A 20,141-nucleotide genomic window follows, 5' to 3' on the forward strand; every position below is an offset into this window, starting at 1 on the left:
TATTCAATTATTAATTCACGCTTCTCAAATTTAGAGATGTGCCAACTCCTTATTCAAATAATATAAATTATTTGATAGTGAGCGCGATCGCTACTTTTCTACAATCATACCTTAATTCAGCAACGCCTTATTTTTAAATGTATTACCCCAGTTACTCATAGTCTATCCTCCTAAAATCAAAAAATTAATTCTCCATAAGGCCATTCGGCAAAATTTCTTAATATATCTTAATATATATTGTAAAAGAAAAGTTTAGAGTTTAAGGATATGGCCATGACTGATAACCAAACATCTAAAGTGAATAGACTATTTCAGACCCTAGCCTATTTTGGGGTTGTTCCCTTTGTTGGGAGTTTTAAATGGCTACAAAAATTATTTGGTGAAAAGACACCCAAAACACCAGAAAAATCACAAGTAGTATTAGTAGTGGGTGCTAATGGTGGAGTTGGTAAACGAGTTGTACCTAGACTACTGAAGCGGGGTTATCAAGTTCGATCGCTCGTTCGAGATGCCAAAAAAGCTCAGAAAGTTCTCGGCAAAAACGTTGAAATAGTAACTGCCGACATTACCAAACCAGAAACCCTCACCCCCGAAATATTCAAAAACGTTAGCAAAATCATCTGTTGTACAGGAACGCGAGTACAACCTGTAGAGGGAGACAACCCAAACCGGGAAAAATATTATCAAGGCATCAAATTTTTCATGCCAGAAGTTGTGGAAGACCCCCAACTCGTCGAATACGAAGGTATGAAAAATTTAGTAGCAGCAGCAAAACCACAACTACAACCAAGCAACGAAAAAATCCTGTTTGACTTCACCAACCCTACCCAAGACCTCAAACAAACTTGGGGTGCATTAGATGATGTTGTTATGGGGGGAGTCAGCGAAAGTTCTATTCGTCTCACAGACAGCGGTGCTGTTTTCTCTGGTAATGTCTCCACAGAAAACTCAGGCGGTTTCGTCTCCGTGCGTACCCGTAACTTCGACCCTCCAATGAATTTATTGGGTTCTGCTGGTATTGAACTCCGAGTGAAAGGAGATGGCAAACGTTATAAATTTTTCCTGCGCTGTGAAGACAAATGGGATGGAGTTGGTTACTGCTATTCTTTTGACACTGTTTACAATATCTGGACAACTATTCGCATTCCATTTAAAGATTTAACTCCAGTATTTCGTGCCAAAGTTGTCGAAAATGCTCAACCATTTAATCCCAGTCAAATTTATTCTTACCAATTAATGTTGAGTAAATTTGAATATAACCGAGAACTTAATCCTAAATTTACACCAGGATTTTTTCAGTTAGAAATTGAGTCAATTAAAACTTATGGTAGCGACCAATTACCTAAATTTGTATTGGTTAGTTCGGCAGGTGTAACTCGTCCGGGGCGACCAGGTTTAAACTTAGATGAACAACCTCCAGCAGTGAAGTTTAATGACCAATTAAAAGGTTTGTTGAATTGGAAATTAAAAGGAGAAGAAGTTATTCGTTCTAGTGGGATTAATTACACTGTTATTCGACCTTGTGGAATGACTGAACAACCAGGCGGTCAAGCATTAATATTTGACCAAGGTGATAATATTAAAGGTATTGTTAGTCGGGATGATATTGCCGAACTTTGTATTAAAGTTTTAGAAGAAATACAGGCTTGCAATACAACTTTTGAGGCAAAAGGAGATAAGGAAAATCAAGCAACTTCTGAAAATTGGCAGAAGTTATTTAATAGTTTAGAAGCTGATAAAAATAAATTAACTGTGACAGTTTAAAAAGTATTTAGCAATTGTTCACAAACCTCGTGGGTAATATCATGTCCGGTTGAATAGTTATAAGTTAGAAGCTCTCGTAGTAGGGCTTGAGCAATAAGATAGATATCTCATATCAAATCCGGTTAAATGCCCTCAAAATCAATAGCTTAAAACCCTGATTATTACCTGATTGGATTTATGTGCAATTTGATATTACTGGCTAAAGCCCTAGCCTATCAAAAAGCTTAAAACTCAGACAACGCCAGATTTTTCCTTCTTCCTTCTCTGGTAGATATAGCAGTCGCCACTATAGTTAGGACATCGGGTAATTATGATGATTGATAACGCGAGCAAGATCCTCGCACTAATTGTCAAACACCAACCAGGCGGTTGCTATAGAATTCGTCGCTGCCTAAAAGATATGAAGTGTTTACAGGATGCTATGGAATTTGTCTTGCGTCAAGCGTCCTAACAGTTATGGCAGTTGCTATAACTAATCGCCTAGATAACTAAACGCCTTATTCCTTCTTCCTTCTGCTATATATCTATCAAACAAAAAAACGCGAAGTGAAATTAACCACTCGCGTTTTTTTTCAGATAGAAAATTTTCTTCTGGATGTTTATGAAACTACTGCTGCTACCTTTTCATCTGGAGAAACTTTAGCAGTCAAACGCTCATAAGTTGCACGCATTTTCAGACCGACTAAAACTTGGAACAGTCCACTACCATTATTGGAACCTGGATAGTCTTGGTGTTCCCTCATCATGTGGGTCATCTCACCATAGTATTTAGTGGCAGTATTGCTGAGGTGTCCTTCAACGTAAATCATTTCTTCCAGGTTATCAAAGTTACCATCTACTTCTAAGACAGAAACTTCATGGCCGAAATAGGCATCTGGGCCATAGAACATTTTAATTCCAGGATAGGAACAAGTAAGCTTACGTCCACAAGGAATCCAGTTAATAGTCGATCCTTCATCAAACAGATATACTGGTTCAAAGCCTTCTACACCTTCACGTTGGATCAAGCGTACTCGTAAGACTTTATGTTCCTGATCATCAGGAATAAGTTTGGTGGACAAAATTTGAATGACCACATCTGCATGAGCTTTTTGTGGGTCAATATAAGCATCAAAGTCTGGACGACGAGCATTGATAGAAGCAAGTACATCTTCGTAACGATGGCCTCTTTCTGCCATATCGCGCTTGATTTTCCAAGCAATTTTAACTTCATCACTAATATCTAGATAGACACTAAAGTCAAGTAGCGATCGCACGCGCTCATCAAATAGAGGATGAAGACCCTCAATCACTATAATATGATTGGGATGAACTTTTTCCGGTGGGTCAATCATGCCAGTTTCGTGGTTATAAATTGGCTTATCAATAGACTGACCTTCCTTTAGAGCTTTAATTTGCTCATACATCAAGTCAAAATTATTGGCCCTTGGGTCAAGAGCAGTAATTCCTGTTTCTTTACGTTGCTTACGATCTAGACTATGGTAGTCGTCCAGGCAGATAACTGTAACAAAATCTTCTCCAAATACATCTGTTACACGACGCAAAAAAGTAGATTTTCCGCATCCAGAATCTCCGGCAACTCCAATTAATACTACTCTATCTGGTTTTTTCACAATAGTTCCCCTCTAACACAAAACAAAGTTTAATGACATATCCCATACTTTTTTTTGGGTGAGTCTCAGCTTCTGAGTGAGTCCAGGACAAGTTCCTGAGCATTTCTTGAGCTGTGTTGATTCCTGTAATGCTCCATTTAGACTTACTCTATCAAAATTTAATCATAAACTGACCCATTTTCCTGGCCACATCCTCTGAATGAGGAGGGACTTGAGGTTTTCTGGCGGGTTAAGCTAAATCAATAGACAAGTCTAATGAACTTGGTGTCCACATAAAACAACTTCACTTGAAAGTGTTGCTTTGCTACACAGTAAAAAGCTAAGACAGCTCACTGTCGTTGGACTTTTGGACAGACTTTGAAGCTATTGACTCTAAAGTCTTTATTACTAACTTTTGTAAAATATCATATCAGAATGGGATCTTCCCTACAAGGATCAAAGAAAATAAAAGCTTAATCAACAGTACTCTGTTGGAATGAGTTCTATAGACAAAAGTCATTTTTTGGAAAGCCAAACGTTATAAATCAAGGGACTTTCAGTTCTGTAAGCATTTTTACCTCTCCACCTATAAATCCTAGTGATTGTATTTGGTTGATTTATTTTCGCCAATTTTCATAAAAAATATGAATTAAGTCAGATAAATTGGACTGATGATATTGTTTTATTTTTATCTTTATCTCTCATGGATTTAATACCCCACCATCTACACGGTGATTAAAATTGGTTGGGGTTATCAGACACGAAGTGGTTTGTCGAAAACATCCCCATGCAATTTTCCCTTCTGCCTTCTTCAACTCTTGTGAATTTAATCCTTACCGTCACCGTCACCCGCAGTGCCAATGGGGTTGGTGGGTTGAGAATCTCCATAGAAAGCACTCTCAGTTTTACTGACTACTGGCTATTGACTACTGACTACTGACTATTAATTTAATAATTAGCTACAGAACTTAAAAGAAATTAAGACCACTCTGCATTTTATATGTAAAATAGTCAGAATTGATTAATGCCAAGAATTAACAATGTCTTAGAGATAAATAAAGAGTGAAAAAAGATGTTTCTGTATTGGCCATATACTTAAAAGCATCTTATATAGAGACTCAAGCTGTAATAAAAGTGAAATTCTTGTGGGTGAAAAGTGTATTTGTACCATAATCAAAGATCGGTCAATAATGACAATTCAAACAGCACTTAGTCATAGTGTAAAAACAATACAGAACACTATACTGCCTCTTTTTATTGAAGCTTGAGAAGCTACATCAGAGTAAACAACTGAAAAAAATATTAGTTTTACTCATCCTATTGTAGTTCTACTTTTAGGTTACTTCCTAATCATAGAATGAATTAGTGAATAAACAAGATGCCATAAGGAAAACAAGATTTTCAGCACTAAATCTCTGAAATATAGACTTAAAACCTACTGGCCATTATACCAGAGTATCTTAAAAAACACTTAAATAAAAAGACTCATCATCTCTTGGCAATATACTTTATCTAAATGGAGAAATCAACTAATGAAAACTCAAACTGCATTGGGAGTAAAAACCAATACAGAATACGGTAGTCGTACTTTTGTATACGAAGTCGAAGGTTTACGTCAGAGTAAAATTACTGACAAAACAAATAGCCCCATCCGTCGCAGTGGAACTGTTTATATCACTGTACCTTATGACCGCATGAACCAAGAAATGCAAAGGATTACACGGATGGGAGGCAAAATTATCAGCATTAAAGCTCTGAGTGAAAGCTCTCAAATTAACGGTCAAACAACTACAGGAGAAACAACTAAACCCATGACTCAAGCTAAACCTAAGTCACATAAGGATGTTCCGGCAAATATCTATCGCCCCAAAAAACCATTCATCGGCAAATGTCTTTCCAGCACTGAATTAGTGCGTGAAGGTGGTGAAGGTACTGTTCGTCACTTAGTATTTGACCTTTCTGGTAGCGACTTGCACTATCTAGAAGGTCAAAGTATTGGTATTATTCCACCGGGAACAGATGATAGGGGTAAACCTCATAAGTTAAGGCTTTACTCCATCGCTTCTACTCGTCACGGCGATAATCTTGACGATCAAACTGTGTCTCTGTGTGTGCGTCGTCTAGAATACAATCACCCAGAAACAGGCGAAAGAATCTATGGCGTATGTTCTTCTTACCTATGTGGTATGGAAGCAGGTGCAGATGTGGCCATTACTGGGCCAGTAGGTAAGGATATGTTGCTGCCTGATGATGAAGACGCAACTATTATTATGATCGCAACAGGTACAGGAATTGCTCCTTTCCGTGCTTTTATCTGGCGGATGTTTAAGGAAAGAGAACAAAACCCTGATTATCAGTTTAAAGGTTTGGCCTGGTTATTCTTTGGTTGTGCTTACACTCCCAATATTCTTTACAAAGAAGAGCTTGAAGAACTGCAACGTCAGTTCCCTGATAATTTCCGCGTAACTTATGCTATTAGCCGCGAACAAAAGAATAAAGATGGTGGAAAAATGTATATTCAGCACAGAATTCAAGAACACGCTGATGAATTGTGGGAAAAGATTCAAAAGCCAAGTACTCACACTTACATCTGTGGTTTAAAAGGTATGGAAGGTGGCATTGATGAAGGAATGTCTGCTGTTACCGAGAAGTTTGATGTTAATTGGAGTGATTATCAAAAGACCTTGAAAAAAGAAGACCGCTGGCACGTTGAAACTTACTAATACTGGTGTACATTCATCAAAATTTAGCAGTTATGCTATAATAGTAAGTTAATCATCAATTCATTTTCGATCACCGAGGGAGAGGTATCAAATAAACCTCTCCCTTTTCGGTTTTAGGGACAAAAAACATCTGCCTCAGAATTGTTCGTGAGAAACAAATTCTGCTAGTATCAAGTTGGTTGAGTTACTAATAAATAGAGACAGGGGACAAAAATTGCCTAGATATTCTCCCAATATTTGGGTTGGTGTCACTTCTCTTAAATTTAATTAATGCAAAATCCAAATTAGGAGAACAAAATGAACTTTGGTAATCTTGCTAAAATTGTCGCTGGTGTTGCTGGTGTAGCAGCTACTGGGTATGGTGTAAAAAAAGCTGTAGATTATTTCCAGAACCGCGATCAAGAAGAACCCGATCCAGAAGCAACTGAAGACGCAGAAGTAGAGCTAGAAGCTGATGATATTGCTTTTGCGACTGTGGAACCTGAGTCAGTACAGCCTTTCCTTGATGCCAGTTTTGGCGCTCCAGGTCGTTATGTTCCTACTCGTCCACCTAAAGTATTTGAATATCAAGACCAACAATACATGGTAATATGGTCTTACGATAACGAAAAAGAAAAAAATCAATTGATGGGATTCCAATACACTGATGCAGGTAGGCAAATGGTTGCTAGTGTAGGATATACTGCTGATGCTACTGACTATAATGTTAACTTAGACGGTACAAATTTAGCTGTTGAAGTTAATGGAGAACAAATTACATCTGGTCAAGGTGAAACTGGTGGTGCAGATGAAGTTGATTTAGTTCCAGTCGGATAACTTAAATTTAGAAATTAAGTGGTAGTGGTGTATAGTTGGTAATAATGATGAATAGAATTACTAGCTAAACTATTAGTAATTGAGTTTTGCATCTGCCACAAGAATGCACCACTATCAAAAAATTAGTTGAAAATGAGAGCCAGGGTATTTTAACCCTACACATTCCTATAATAACCAGATATGGTATCACACAATTGGTAATGCAATAGTAAAGATTCTACCTTTAGTAACTATATAATTACAAGTAATATTACCGATAATTGAGGTCTAAAACCCCGTCCTAGAAGGACAGCTTTTAATACTAGTGGTTGCGCATACAGGTTTTATTCATTATAATTTTATCGTTATAATGCTACGATACAATTTTTTCTATGCTCATCTATGAAATGAAAATGCAAGGTAAAGTTTATACTTGCATCGGTCTGAGATATAAAACTTACCTACAAAATCAAGCTAGACGCGCTAGTAATAGCAAATCCGCAAATCAGGATATGAAGTTAAATGATGCTTTACCAAAAAAAATATAGATTGACCCTGAAAGCTATGAAGTGAAAGCGGATAAAAAGTTATTGAATTGTGCATCTGCTACAATTTTACCGATGGCGCAGCGATATTTTCAACTCTAGTAACATGAGGATGTTCTTGATACTAGGTAAGCATAGAAAAATATAGAAGATTGAATTCTATAATCAGACGCTACTTGTATTGTTACTTATAGGTGATTCGCTACTTATCGCACTCATCATTTTCTTGAACGCAATGAGTAATATCGGGATTATCGTTAGGGCCACCATCGGACAAACAATACATGAACAGGATTCGCAAGCACAATTCATTGCCATCATGTGTGTCATTTTGTTATCGTTGCTATATAATATATTGATATATGATTATATCAGCTTAAAAATATAACTGTAGTATTTTTTATAATTTCTTAAAAAATATTAATTTATTCTATTCCCATGCTGATTGTACTCTTCTGTTTCTTCACATTGAATACTAATTTTAAATTAAAGATGATATAATAGTATTTGGATAAATTTTGGCTACAAATATCTATTCCTTAGAAGGCAAATAAGCAGAGTTTGGTAACATTATTTGAGTAAATTAGTATAACTTAATCAGAACAATAATATCTGAAACTATATTCAATTAAAAACCTAAATTACCAATGAAAAATATAGTTGTTGCCCTCGACTTTTCTCAAATAACTCCTGCTATTATTACTCAAGCGGAAACTTTAGTCCAAGCTTTTAACAGCAAATTATGGTTAATTCATATTGCTGAACCAGATCCTGATTTTGTTGGTTTTAAGACTGGACCTCAGCCTAAGCGCGATCGCTGGGCGCAAGAGTTTCGTAGAGAACATCAACAGATTCAAGATTTGGTAGAGGAGCTACGGCAAAAAGGTCTTGATGCGGTGGCTTTGTTAACTCAAGGTTCTACAGTAGAGACTATTTTGACAGAGAGAGGCAAAAAAATTAGCTGCCGATTTAATTATAGTAGGGTCTCATGGACGCAGTGGTATTGAGAAATTGTTTGCGGGTAGTGTTAGTGAGGGTATTTTGCATGGTGCCCATTGTCCAGTTTTGGTAATTCCTGCTAGTTGGCGATCGCCAGAAACACTAGAAAATTGAAGTAGTATTGAATAGGATATATAGCAATGAGCGCTGGCATCTTTACATGTTACATAGATATTTGCAATGTAATATAAAAGTAACTGTATGAGCTGTATTTTTCATAAATTAGGCGATCGCTAAACCTTAAAGTTTTAAGGATGTCTGTAATGGTATTGATAATTTACAGTTTATAGCTTGAAATTGTTTACTTTAATATATTCAAATAAAGTTTGAGTGCTATGTTATAGCAGTGAGGGCTGGCATCAATGCATACATACTACTACTGTCTTTGTGTGTAGTATAAAACTTGCTACATGACCGACATTTTTGATATGCGATAGCTTCGCTGTGCCTCCGGCAATCGCGACAGCGGAACGAAAGTGCAATCCCACTCACCTGAAAATTTGATACCATGCATGAAAAAATAATGTCACAAATATAGCAATGTGCGCTGGTATATTTACATACTACATACAAATCTATAATAGTATTACAGCGACTGTATGACCTATATTTTTCATAAATTACGCGCTCGAACTCCGTGACGCTGTCGCGATCGCGTCTTTGTCAAAATGTTCAGGATGCCTGTTCAGGTATTTACAATTTACAGTTAATAATTGATCATCAATAATCTGAAAAGAATTAGTGAGTGTTATGGTACATCCTTATAGTCAAGATTTACGCGAACGTGCTCTTAATCTCATTAATAATGGTATGTCTATTAATCGTGTAAGTCGTCTCTTAAAGATCAGCCGACCTACTCTTCATAAGTGGAGAGACCAATATTTAGTAACAGGTTCAACAGTCCCTAAAATAAGTGTACCTCCTCCTCAAGCACCTAAAATTAAAGACTGGGAAAAATTTGAGAAATTTGTTGAGACTAATGATGATCAAACTCAAAAACAAATGGCTGTAAAATGGGGGGATTGTAGTCGTTTTACTATTAGTAGAAGTTTAAAAAAACTTGGTTTGACTCGTAAAAAAAAACCTCTGGTTATCAAGAAAGAGATGAGGAGCGAAAGAGAAAAATTTGCCTGAAAATTGAATCAAATAGACCCAAGAAATATTGTATATGTAGATGAAGCTGGAATAGATAATAGAGAAGATTATCCTTATGGTTATGGGGTGAAAGGGAAAAGAGTACCAGGTATGAAGTCGGGAAAAAGAACTGAGAGAGTAAGTTGGATTGCAGCTATAAATCAATCAAAAATGTTTGCTCCTTTAAGATTTACAGGAAGTTGTGATCGTAATTTGTTTGAGAATTGGTTAAAAAAATTTTTACTACCAAAATTAAAACCAGGACAAGTTATTATATTGGATAATGCAACCTTTCATAAATCAATTTATATAGAAGAATTAGTGGCCAAGCAAGGGTGTGAAATTTGGTATTTACCACCCTACTCACCAGATTTTAATAAGATAGAACGTTGGTGGTTTGTCTTAAAAAATTGGATGAGACAAAGACTCAAATTCTCAAAGAATTTTAGAGACTGTGTGGATGCAGCTTTCATGGAAAATCCTGAAGTTTTTCCGTAGTAGTTAAATCAATTATTCCAAGGAATTAAATTTCAAGGAGCGAGTCTATAAAACTTGAAGATCAGCATGGTTGGATGGGGTGAAACCGAGACACGATCGCAGACCTTCTGATGTCAGATATGGCATGCCAAAGCATATTTGGCTCACGACAGAGGAACTGAGTTGCGATCGCAGATCAAAAATATCGGTCATGTAGCAGAACTTAATACTACATGTTAAGACATTAGTAGTATGTAAAGCGTGCCAGCGCTCATTGCTATAGTGGCGGAATCCTGTTTTTTGGGGTGGGTTTTTCCAACAATCATCAAACTGTTTACACCACCTTTCAAAGCAAGGGGGCATTGCAGTAGGGGTTGTTTCTTTCATTCCTTGCGATCGCTTCGACGTAAAATTATTGATTTACAAGCATTATAGTCTAATTTGGCCAGTTAAGTTGTGTAAGTCCCACTATTACTTTTAGCACTGTTGCTGATAATGAAAATAGCGATATTGATTTTGTTACTCAGTCACAAAACTCTTTTATCAGTGGTGGTAATAATGTGATTGGTACAGGAAATGCTGTAGGTAACTTCAATGCTAGCACAGACCAAACTGGAGTTGAGAATTGGGAAGAATCTTCAGAAGACGAAGAAATTATCGGCACCAACCAAAATGACACCCTCATTGGCAATGAAGGAAATGACCAAATTACAGGTCGTCAAGGTAATGATTTGTTAATTGGTGTCAATCCTGATAGTAATACTCCAGGTAGAGGAGAAGTCGATGACATCTGGGGTAACAGAGGAACAGATATCTTCGTCTTAGGAGATGAAGATGTAGTTTATTACGATGATGGTCAAACAAATACCACAGGTGCTGAAGACCTAGCAGTTATTTATGACTTTGAACCAAATCGCGACCGGATTCAATTACATGGTAATGCCGATGACTATCAACTACAACTGAGCGAAAACCAACAACATACACAAATCTTTTCTATAGCGAATCAGAACCAACCAGAATTGATCGCTCTTGTGCAAAACCATACCGAGCTAGTTTTAAATTCAGACCAGTTTAATTTTGTATAGAACCCATTTGAGATCTATATAATTATGGTAGTCAAGTCTTTTCGCGCATTAATTTTGAGGAAAATTCAGTTGAAGGAGTGTTGAATTTTTTGTATTATCTCTCCCCAAATCTTCCCTCTTAACCTTTTCTCTTTTACCTTCTGTCTCCTGTCTCCAGTATAGCTGTCTCCTAGTCAAAAAAACTTGATATTTATATGAAGATACGGTTAGGGGTTCTATATAGTCTTCTTCCCCTAAAGTACCCCCATCCGGCAAACTTACCTGGTGAATTGAAATCAGGATGATCCATGACTATTGACTCTTCCCTCCTGACTCATGACTCATAACCTCTGTAAATAACCACAATATCCTAAAATCAATAAAGTTTATTCTAAATTAGGGACATATAAGTGGCCAAGTCAACGGAATCCAATACACAACCTCTTTCTCGCACACCTCTATATGACTTATGCACCGAACTCAAGGCCAGAATGGTAGAATTTTCTGGGTGGGAAATGCCAGTACAATACACTAGCATCAGCACTGAACATGAGGCAGTACGCACAAAAGCAGGAATGTTCGATATTTCCCACATGGGCAAGTTTATCGCTCAAGGTCACGATCTAATTGAGAAAATCCAATATTTAGTACCTTCCGACTTAAGCAGTTTAGAACCTGGTAGAGCGCAATATACTGTCTTATTAAACTCTGAGGGAGGCATTATTGATGACTTCATTTTCTATCGTCAAAGTGATGACCCCCTCACCAACGAAGCACGGGGTTTTATGATTGTGAATGCTGCCACTAAAGCTAATGATAAAGCATGGATATTAAGTCATTTAGAAGCTAGTGGTGTTAAATTTCAAGATGTCTCTGAGGAAAAAGTGTTATTAGCTGTACAAGGTCCGGAAGCAGAATCTTATGTGCAACAATTTGTCAAGGAAAATTTGGCAGCAATTGGATTTTTCGGACATTCAGATATTACTGTATTGGAGCAACCTGGTTTTATTGCTAGAACTGGTTACACTGGGGAAGATGGGTTTGAAATTATGGTAGATTCCTCCGTGGGTGTGGAGTTATGGCGCAATTTGTTGAATGCTGGCGTTACTCCCTGCGGTTTGGGAGCAAGAGATACTCTACGTTTAGAAGCAGCAATGGCACTTTACGGTCAAGATATTGATACTGAGACTACTCCTCTGGAAGCGGGTTTAAGTTGGTTAGTTCATCTGGATAAAAAGGGTGAATTTATTGGTCGTCAAGTATTGGAAACACAAAAAGCAGAAGGAGTCTCAAAACGTTTGGTGGGTTTGGAAATGCTTGATCGCTCTATTGCTCGTCATGGTTATCCTGTTTTGAGTGATGGCAAAGTGGTAGGGGAAGTTACCAGCGGTACTAAGTCTCCAAGTTTAGGAAAGGCGATCGCTCTAGCTTATGTACCTAAAAAATTAGCTAAGGTAGGTCAAAAATTGGAGGTAGAAGTTAGGGGTAAAAATTATGCAGCTATTGTTGTTAAGCGACCCTTTTATAGAAAGAATAGGGAACAGGGAATAGGGAACAGGGAATAGGGAAAAATTACAACTATATTTGGTAGTCCTGCATGGGTTTTGGTGAAGATATATATTTTTTAATTTCTCCCATACTCCCCTCCACGGTCGGGGTTAGGGGTGGGTCCCCATCTCCCCACACTCTCTCTACCATTACTATGCACCACCACCCTATATTTATTAGTAGTGTAGTGGCGTGTCTAAACTAAAATTGTGGCTTAGGAGCGAGCAACCAGCGAAGACCTCTCCCCCAACCCCTCTCCTGCTCCGAGAGGGGAGATATCCCCCCAACGCTAGTAGGGAAGGGGGTTGGGAGGTTAATTTTTTTTCACCCACATTTTCAAGCTAGACACGCTAGTAGTAGACTGACACATCTTAAATTGTGCAATAGGTGTAGGTTGGGTTGAGGGACGTTAGCGTCAGCTTATCCGTAGGATAAACCCAACAACAATCTTTCTCCCCTACTCCCCTACTCCCCTGCTGGGAGGGGCGCGCGGGTGGGTCCCCTACTTCCCTACTCCCCTACCCCCTAATGCACAGTTTTAGCTGTATCAGTCCAGTAGGGTGCGTGAGGCGCAACCACATTTATATGGTTGTACTTCAAAACGTAAAATTGCGCCGTAACGCACCATCTTATGATATGAGTTAAAACTTAAAAGTCAAAAGTAATAGTATGTAGTAGAGTGACACAACTCAAATGGTGCGTTACGACGGATTGTTAAATGTTTTCGCAGTCTAAATTTTAACCGTCTAACGCACCCTACAACTCCTAATCCCTACTCCCTACTCCCTATTCCCTAAAACTCAAAATGAAACATCAAGAATTACCAATTATTGGCTGGCGCGAATGGATAAAATTACCGGAAATTGGCATTACTAAAATCAAGGCAAAAATCGATACTGGCGCTCGTACTTCTAGTTTACACGCTTTTGATATTGAGACCTTTGAAATTGATCATAAACCAAGAGTAAGATTTAAAATTCATCCTAAACAACGAGATACGAATCAAACGGTAATTGCTGAAGCACAATTAATAGATGAACGTCATGTTCGTAGTTCTAGTGGGCAAGCAGAATTACGGCCTGTTATTCTCACAGAAGTACATTTAATGCAAAAAAAATGGCAAGTTGAGTTAACATTAACTAATCGGGAATTAATGGGATTTAGAATGTTATTAGGGCGACAAGCAGTGCGAGAATTTTTCTTGATTGACCCAGGCAAATCCTATTTAGATAAAAACCCAAGAAATAGTCAAAAATAAGAGGAAAAAATTGTAGAAAAGAACAAAATGAAAATCGCTATTTTATCCACTGACTCAACTCTTTATTCAACTAAAAAATTGCTAGAGGCAGGGAAAAAACAAGGTCACAAAGTGCAAGTTATTGATTACTTGCGGTGTTATATGAATATTACTTCAATGAAGCCTCAAGTGATTTATATGGGTGAACCTTTGGAAGGATTTGATGCTATAATTCCTCGCATTGGTGCTTCTAAAACATTTTATGGAACGGCTGTAGTTAGACAGTTTGAAATGATGGGAGTGTTTACCCCAAATCCTTCTCAAGGCATTTATCGGTCTCGTGATAAATTACATTGTTTGCAATTATTAGCTAGAGAAGGAATTGGATTACCTGTAACTGGGTTTGCTCATTCCACTAAAGATATTGATGGTTTAATTAATACCGTGGGAGGTGCTCCTTTGGTCATTAAACTATTAGAAGGAACTCAAGGAATAGGAGTAGTTTTAACAGAAACTTATCAAGCTGCTAAGTCAGTTATTGAAGCTTTTCGTGGCTTGGATGCTAATATTTTAGTGCAAGAATTTATTGAAGAAGCAGGTGGTGCAGACTTGCGGTGTTTTGTAGTAGGAGATAAAGTAATAGCATCTATGAAAAGACAAGGAGCTGAGGGAGAATTTCGTTCAAATTTGCATCGAGGTGGTAAAGCAGAAAAGATTAAATTAACTCCTGAAGAATGTTCAACTGCTGTGCGTTCAGCTAAAGCAATGGGGTTGAGAGTTGCTGGAGTAGATTTGTTACGCTCTAATCATGGCCCAGTGGTAATGGAAGTGAATTCTTCTCCCGGTTTAGAAGGAATAGAAGCAGCTACAGGAGTAGATGTTTCTGGCAAGATAATTGAGTTTTTAGAGAAGAATGCAGAAAAAGGTCAAGTGCGCGATCGCATTGAAGATTGACAAGTTGTAGTTATATTATGTCCGGATAATTAGCGACCGTAAATTTATTAGGTGGTAGGTTTCAACAATTAATAATTAATAATTAATAATTAATAATTAGGGTTTGCTGAAAAAGTCTTTTGGCAGGGGTAGGAGTCAGAACTCAGGAGTTATAACTCAGGAGTAATGGGAAATTTAGAGGAGGTAGAGGGATTTTCATTGTCATACCTCCAAAGATAATATAATTGACATTTTAAAACCGTTTTTTGTACTTTAACTCTGAGAAAATTAAGCTAATAGATGTACCGTTAGAAGTATCAAAAGTAATAGTTCCATTTAACTGTTTCGCCAAAAGACGGACGAGTTTTAGGTCCAGAGAGTTAGAAGTTTCCTAATTAACTTTTGAAGGTATTCCAATACCATTATCACATACTTCAAATACTAATTTTTGATTAACATCTTTAAACATCGCAATCTGAACCTTTCCTACTCTTTGGTCAGGAAAACCATGTTTAAAAGCATTCATTCAGAAGTTCATTAATCAGTAATCCACAAGGAACAGCTGTTTCTAAATTGAGCAATATGGCATCAACTTTGACAATGTGGAGCTGGCCATTTTTGACAACGGGTTGACCGTGACATTGAGGGCAGTTGGGCATAGTGGTAACTATGGTTGACTATTTTCCTCATTTTACTCCACTATCATTACTTTTACAGGACTACCCTATTAGTGGACTATCCAAATGCACGCAAGGTCAAGTTAGTCTGCGACAATCTTAACACTGATCATATTGCTTCTTTGTATCAAGCGTTTCCTGCATCAGAAGCTGATCAATTAGCTCGACACCTTGAAATTCACCATACCCCACGCAATGGTAGTTGGCTAAATATCGCAGAAATAGAAGCGTACTTAATCAACAATGTCTCGATCGCCAGATTCGGAGCTATCGCATACTAGAGCAAGAACTTCGAGCATGGCAGGATGAACGCAATGCTTCTCAAGCTAAGGTTCATTGGCGCTTTTCTACTGCTGATGCTAGGGTCAAGCTACATCATCTTTACCCACAATTTTAGTCTAGACGCGCTAGTAGGAGTAGAAGGGATTATGCAGGTAATGGGAGCATTAAATATGTATCAACAAGAAACGTACATAGATCCACAACCAACGGTACAAGTTTATGAGACTAAGTGGGTGAGAGCTTCTAATAGTGGAATTTTGAGACTATATGTCAAACTAGGTCAGAAAGTTATTAAGAAGCAAGTTTTATATCAAATCCGTTTAATTGGACATAAAAAAAATCTTCAATCGTCATAACTACCCTCATCTTTGTAATTCTTTCTCCTCCTGAGGACTGTCTCCTGACTCCTGAGGACTCCTAACTTAACCATTCTATGGTTGTTTAACCGGATTTGATATTAGGTATAATTTCAGATGCTTTTGGAGAAAAAAAATACTACTGTTAATGCTTCCTGTGCAGGAATAGTTATCGGTAGTTTACAAAATCCTCTGGTTAATCAAGGTGATGCGATCGTGCATATTGCTGTTTGATCTGCGAGGAACTCTCAAAAAGCTTAAAAAGCATATTCAAATCAAGTCTGATAGCATCAGTATTGTAAGGGAAAGTAAGAAGGAAGAAGGAAAAGAGAAGAAGGCTTAAAAGGCTGAAAAAAAACTTAAATTTCCTGTAGATATTCACCCTTAGATTTACACAAACGATACCAACGGACTCGATCTCCCCATCTCCCCATCTCCCCACACTCCCCATCTCTCCATCTACCCACCCACTACCCGCTAACTAATATCAGTGATTCTTCTCTCATCTAATTGCTAGATCAAGTGGTTTTCTAGGGGACATAATCTATAAAAATAGGGCACAATAATATTTATGTGCCCCAGCATTTCCTAAAATAATTGTAGGGACACTCCAAGGAGCGTCCTTACATTCTTTTTCACAGATATCTAATTTCAAAACTTGAAACTTTTCTCTACCTAAAACTTAATCAAAATTCGACCGCTTCTTATAGTTACCGGATACTGTTGCAAGGTCATTTCTGGAGCAGTCAAACATTGTCCGGTTGCTAAGTTATATTTAAAGTTATGAAATGGGCAAGTGAGAATACCTTCTATTACTTCTCCTTCATCTAAAGGTTTGGCTAAATGACTACAACTATTACGATAGGCAATAACATCATTACCCACACGAGTCAAAATTAATTTCAACCCATCCATATCAACAGCTAAAATACCACCTTTCGGTATCTGGTCAATATTTGCTAAAGCAACCCAACCTGTTTCCTCTTGTGCAGCAAAGGGACTGGCAATAGTATTGCTTGTTTTTCCAGTAACTGGAGTATTGACCGAAACCACATTTTTGATTTCCGGACAGTGGGTTTTAATTGCCTGCTCGACTCCATCTTTCATGGTTAAGGTTGAAGCAGGACAATTACTACAGTTTCCCACTAATTTTACTTCCACGGTATCCGGTAGTTTTATGGCAAGTAATTCCACATTGCCATTATGACTTTGCAAACCTGGACGCACTCTATCTAATGCCTGTTGAACCCTGATTTCTAGAGAAGGCGTAGGTGGTTTAATCAATTCGTGGTAGCGCAGTAGACTATAAACTACTTCATCTTGCACTGCCTGACGCAATGCTGGCATAGATTCCTGTTTAACACTACGAATTAATCGGGTTAAAGCTTCTTTGTGTAATGCTTCTATGGCATTTTTCAACCCTTCAACCACTACTTTTTGATTTTCATCCCAATGAGCGATCACCTGCTCAAAATGATTAATATCAGATACTAGAGATTCTAGACTCACAGACTCTTGCAAGGGAAGTTTGGCTTGAGTCATTTTTATTATTTTCTTCCTATTGCAACTTCAAATCTTTCAGCAAAAATGGCATAGAGATTCCAGTTGCCAAACTAGAAATAATAATTGGAAACAATAGTGTTGTTCCCATTTGTGCCATTACTATTAGTAATAGAGCACCAAAAGAAGTACCTATGGCTACTTGTTTGAAAAAATAAAATGGATTTCGTAGTAGTTTTCCTTTGAATAATAATTTGGTACTAAACCAACCGACTTCTAGCATAATTGTTTATCCTTTTTTCAACTGTTAGTTATTGTAGGGTTGCACGAATATATTCATTTATGTTCATTGCATGGTTTGAAGTTTGTAACAAATACTCAAACATTTAGGTAGTGATGCATTGTAATGGTGGTCTATTTTAATTATTTTGGTCAAGGACAAAAGCAGTGGAAGCAAGATGCTTCCTTGCTCGTATCTTGCTCCCATGAAGCACCATTGTTCATCCCCATCTACCATTACACAAGTAGGACTACCTGATTGTCAAACCTGTCGTTGCCAACCACTAAAATCTTTTCAAAGATTTACAAATATGATGCAGCAGATTTGATATACGAATCCATCAGCGAGGGAGACGCTCAACATCTGTGCATCTTACCTAAATCAATGTCTTGCTGCTTCATAAAACCGATATAAAACGTCTCTCTTGGTGCGCGTTCCCTCTCTTGGTCGGCATTCCCTTGCGTCTGACGCCGACGCGGGTTCCGACCGCTTGCGACTGGCGTCGTCGCGGGGTCTGACCGCTTGCGTCTTGCGCCGACGCGGGGTCGCACCGCATAATTAGTGACATTTTAATGTTTACTTCCTGCTTTCCTACGGAATGCTATGCAAACAACTGAGACCGTTGGCGGTTACTCATACACAGGCATTGACGGTCAAGCGGACCGCATTTTTTAAATTAATACTCGCATTCAGATCGCGGTCTATAGATATCCCACACTCAGGGCAGTCAAAGCTCCTAAACAAATTTTAAAATTGCCAAGCCAACAATAACTGCCGGAATCACACCAGCAGGGCCAAACAATCCACCAATCATGGCAGCTAGACTATAACCTAAATCTTTTCCTGCCAACCATATTCCACCAATAGCACCAGCAATAATCGAAATTCCGCTAGCAACTCCTAGCCAGAATATGGCTGTTAGTATTGTAATCTCTCCAGTAACTAAGTTACTGATAAAAATTTGAAAGCTGGGTATAGCTTCCAAGTTTGTAATCAGAGTATTGACAACGGTAATTAGACCGCTCATTTTGTTTATTCTCCTATCTAGTAGTAACTGCTGATTGACATCCTCTCCGGCTGTTAGGCAAGGATATTTTTACCGAGCCTAGGCTTGAGACCCTATTTTCCGGTCAAAATCAAAAAGTGATAGTTCGCTTTCTACTGCTGCTAATGCTTCGGAAACTATTGTTGCTCTTTCTACTTCGCTATACTGACAAAAAATTGCTTGAGCTTCTTCATAGAGCATTTTTGCCTGGAGTAGATTTTGCTGATTTCCTGCTTCTGGGTGTTTTGGATTATCTGGTAAGTTAAATAGCAGGTTGGCTTTATTAGAGATTGTAGCTGCATACTCTAATGGTGTATCTTTTGCAGTACGGACTTTCAAGGCTTCATTGTATGCAGTTAATGCCCGCAAATTATTATCTACCGGGTGCAGACTGGGGAGGTATTGTAAGGCATTGGCCAAGTTATTGTGCAACATCGCATATTCGTTTGGATGTTCGATGAGGTTAACTGCCTTTAATGCTTCCTCAAATGATTGTACTGCCATTGCTTGTCGCATACCTTCTCTTTCGGGAGATAGGGTCATCGAGAGATAGGCGATCGCGATGTTATTCTGCAATATGGCATATTCTTGTGGGTGTTTATCTGCGGTAAATATTAGTAACCCCCGCTGATATGCTTCTATTACCTGTTTCATTGTTGCCAAGTTAAAACTAACTAATGCTTGTAATACCAAGCCTAAATTCATTTCTGCTTCTGCAACTTCTTCAGGTATTCCTTCTTCCCTTAATATTTCTAGGGCAGTTTCATAAGCTTCTCTTGCCTCTAGCAATAGATCGGGTCCTTCTCCTGGCATAGCTCTTAAGGCTGTTGCCATTCCTACCAATGCTCTTGCTTGCAGCAGAGGATAATCGTTGCTGGATAATTCTATCGCTTGTTGATATAGGCCAATAGCATTATCCAGTTGTTTAGGGTCTTTTGGTTTTTGTTGCAACCCATTTGCCATTTCTATCAGCATCTGAATTTTTTCTGAAACATTTGCTGATTCAGATTCAATGGCATTCAGTGCTGCTCTAACGGAGGTATCACTAATAGTTTGAAGCACAATTTTTAATAAATTAGTATTTTTAACAAAAATATGTTGTTTTTTTTATGATTATCCAAGTTTAACTTTCAAGTTATTTTTATTTTATCAATATTCTTAATTCCCCTCTTATTGTTTATACTCTT

21 protein-coding genes and 1 pseudogene are annotated in these 20,141 nt (G+C 37.9%); 14 read left to right on the forward strand and 8 right to left on the reverse strand.

The window, feature by feature from the left end; translation table 11 throughout:
• Nucleotides 1–273: 273 nt before the first annotated feature.
• Nucleotides 274–1,764, forward strand: coding sequence for a CIA30 family protein (locus F6K27_RS01015; protein ID WP_287279740.1), 1,491 nt, complete (start codon nt 274–276; stop codon nt 1,762–1,764).
• Nucleotides 1,765–2,363: 599 nt separating this feature from the next.
• Here the strand turns inward: F6K27_RS01015 and F6K27_RS01020 are convergent.
• Nucleotides 2,364–3,380, reverse strand: a complete 1,017-nt coding sequence (locus F6K27_RS01020) for a phosphoribulokinase (protein ID WP_124147399.1) — start codon at nt 3,378–3,380, stop codon at nt 2,364–2,366.
• Nucleotides 3,381–4,143: 763 nt separating this feature from the next.
• Between F6K27_RS01020 and F6K27_RS01025 the strand changes: the two genes are divergently transcribed.
• The 7 genes from F6K27_RS01025 to F6K27_RS34270 all read left to right on the forward strand — a co-directional run bounded on the left by F6K27_RS01025 (nt 4,144) and on the right by F6K27_RS34270 (nt 10,050).
• A complete protein-coding gene (locus F6K27_RS01025) occupies nt 4,144–4,296 on the forward strand; it encodes a hypothetical protein (protein ID WP_287279741.1) in 153 nt (50 codons plus the stop codon).
• Between the two features lie 592 nt (nt 4,297–4,888).
• Complete coding sequence (gene petH, locus F6K27_RS01030; protein ID WP_287279742.1) at nt 4,889–6,079, forward strand: ferredoxin--NADP reductase; 1,191 nt, start codon at nt 4,889–4,891, stop codon at nt 6,077–6,079.
• Nucleotides 6,080–6,376: 297 nt separating this feature from the next.
• The gene (locus F6K27_RS01035; protein ID WP_287279743.1) at nt 6,377–6,895 is read left to right on the forward strand and encodes a hypothetical protein; all 519 of its coding nucleotides are present in this window, start codon (nt 6,377–6,379) and stop codon (nt 6,893–6,895) included.
• 1,171 nt (nt 6,896–8,066) lie between these two features.
• Nucleotides 8,067–8,426, forward strand: a complete 360-nt coding sequence (locus F6K27_RS01040) for a universal stress protein (protein ID WP_287279744.1) — start codon at nt 8,067–8,069, stop codon at nt 8,424–8,426.
• On the forward strand, nt 8,422–8,532 hold the full coding sequence (locus F6K27_RS01045) for a universal stress protein (protein WP_287244737.1): 111 nt from the start codon (nt 8,422–8,424) through the stop codon (nt 8,530–8,532). The genes F6K27_RS01040 and F6K27_RS01045 overlap by 5 nt, the downstream gene beginning before the upstream one ends.
• Nucleotides 8,533–9,168: 636 nt before the next feature.
• Entirely contained in the window at nt 9,169–9,552 is a 384-nt protein-coding gene (locus F6K27_RS34265; RefSeq protein ID WP_375339720.1) for an IS630 transposase-related protein, read from the forward strand.
• A gap of 3 nt (nt 9,553–9,555) precedes the next feature.
• The gene (locus F6K27_RS34270) at nt 9,556–10,050 is read left to right on the forward strand and encodes an IS630 family transposase (RefSeq protein WP_375339721.1); all 495 of its coding nucleotides are present in this window, start codon (nt 9,556–9,558) and stop codon (nt 10,048–10,050) included.
• Nucleotides 10,051–10,095: 45 nt separating this feature from the next.
• Here F6K27_RS34270 and F6K27_RS01055 read toward each other — a convergent pair whose 3' ends face one another.
• Nucleotides 10,096–10,416: a hypothetical protein gene (locus F6K27_RS01055; RefSeq protein ID WP_287276965.1), complete on the reverse strand. Its 321-nt coding sequence runs from the start codon at nt 10,414–10,416 to the stop codon at nt 10,096–10,098.
• A gap of 173 nt (nt 10,417–10,589) precedes the next feature.
• On the opposite strand from F6K27_RS01055, the gene F6K27_RS01060 reads away from it, so the two are divergent.
• The 4 genes from F6K27_RS01060 (at nt 10,590) to rimK (ending at nt 14,835) form a co-directional block, all read left to right on the forward strand.
• A complete protein-coding gene (locus F6K27_RS01060) occupies nt 10,590–11,117 on the forward strand; it encodes a hypothetical protein (protein ID WP_287276963.1) in 528 nt (175 codons plus the stop codon).
• A gap of 389 nt (nt 11,118–11,506) precedes the next feature.
• Nucleotides 11,507–12,661: a glycine cleavage system aminomethyltransferase GcvT gene (gene gcvT, locus F6K27_RS01065; RefSeq protein ID WP_287276961.1), complete on the forward strand. Its 1,155-nt coding sequence runs from the start codon at nt 11,507–11,509 to the stop codon at nt 12,659–12,661.
• Between the two features lie 788 nt (nt 12,662–13,449).
• Nucleotides 13,450–13,902 (forward strand): ATP-dependent zinc protease, encoded by a 453-nt coding sequence (locus F6K27_RS01070; RefSeq protein ID WP_287245261.1) that lies wholly within the window; start codon nt 13,450–13,452, stop codon nt 13,900–13,902.
• A 27-nt stretch (nt 13,903–13,929) separates the two neighbouring features.
• Nucleotides 13,930–14,835, forward strand: a complete 906-nt coding sequence (gene rimK / locus F6K27_RS01075; RefSeq protein ID WP_287276959.1) for a 30S ribosomal protein S6--L-glutamate ligase — start codon at nt 13,930–13,932, stop codon at nt 14,833–14,835.
• A 491-nt stretch (nt 14,836–15,326) separates the two neighbouring features.
• On the opposite strand, the gene F6K27_RS01080 is transcribed toward rimK, so the two are convergent.
• Nucleotides 15,327–15,473, reverse strand: a complete 147-nt coding sequence (locus F6K27_RS01080) for a hypothetical protein (protein ID WP_287276957.1) — start codon at nt 15,471–15,473, stop codon at nt 15,327–15,329.
• A gap of 56 nt (nt 15,474–15,529) precedes the next feature.
• On the opposite strand from F6K27_RS01080, the pseudogene F6K27_RS01085 reads away from it, so the two are divergent.
• Both F6K27_RS01085 and F6K27_RS01090 read left to right on the forward strand, forming a co-directional pair.
• Nucleotides 15,530–15,888: pseudogene (locus F6K27_RS01085) on the forward strand (IS630 family transposase); the annotation flags it as partial.
• Between the two features lie 31 nt (nt 15,889–15,919).
• Nucleotides 15,920–16,129 (forward strand): hypothetical protein, encoded by a 210-nt coding sequence (locus F6K27_RS01090; protein WP_287276955.1) that lies wholly within the window; start codon nt 15,920–15,922, stop codon nt 16,127–16,129.
• A gap of 675 nt (nt 16,130–16,804) precedes the next feature.
• Here F6K27_RS01090 and F6K27_RS01095 read toward each other — a convergent pair.
• The 5 genes from F6K27_RS01095 to F6K27_RS01110 all read right to left on the reverse strand — a co-directional run bounded on the left by F6K27_RS01095 (nt 16,805) and on the right by F6K27_RS01110 (nt 20,016).
• The gene (locus F6K27_RS01095; protein ID WP_287276953.1) at nt 16,805–17,671 is read right to left on the reverse strand and encodes a NifU family protein; all 867 of its coding nucleotides are present in this window, start codon (nt 17,669–17,671) and stop codon (nt 16,805–16,807) included.
• Between the two features lie 16 nt (nt 17,672–17,687).
• Nucleotides 17,688–17,912: a hypothetical protein gene (locus F6K27_RS01100; RefSeq protein ID WP_124143866.1), complete on the reverse strand. Its 225-nt coding sequence runs from the start codon at nt 17,910–17,912 to the stop codon at nt 17,688–17,690.
• Nucleotides 17,913–18,542: 630 nt separating this feature from the next.
• On the reverse strand, nt 18,543–18,653 hold the full coding sequence (locus F6K27_RS33435; protein WP_124143865.1) for a zinc ribbon domain-containing protein: 111 nt from the start codon (nt 18,651–18,653) through the stop codon (nt 18,543–18,545).
• A complete protein-coding gene (locus tag F6K27_RS01105) occupies nt 18,646–18,936 on the reverse strand; it encodes a hypothetical protein (protein ID WP_124143864.1) in 291 nt (96 codons plus the stop codon). Before F6K27_RS01105 ends, F6K27_RS33435 begins: the two co-directional genes overlap by 8 nt.
• Before the next feature lie 78 nt (nt 18,937–19,014).
• Nucleotides 19,015–20,016, reverse strand: a complete 1,002-nt coding sequence (locus F6K27_RS01110; RefSeq protein ID WP_287276952.1) for a hypothetical protein — start codon at nt 20,014–20,016, stop codon at nt 19,015–19,017.
• Between the last annotated feature and the right edge of the window lie 125 nt (nt 20,017–20,141).

It is taken from the genome of Okeania sp. SIO2F5 (assembly GCF_010692685.1).
GTDB lineage: Bacteria > Cyanobacteriota > Cyanobacteriia > Cyanobacteriales > Microcoleaceae > Okeania > Okeania hirsuta.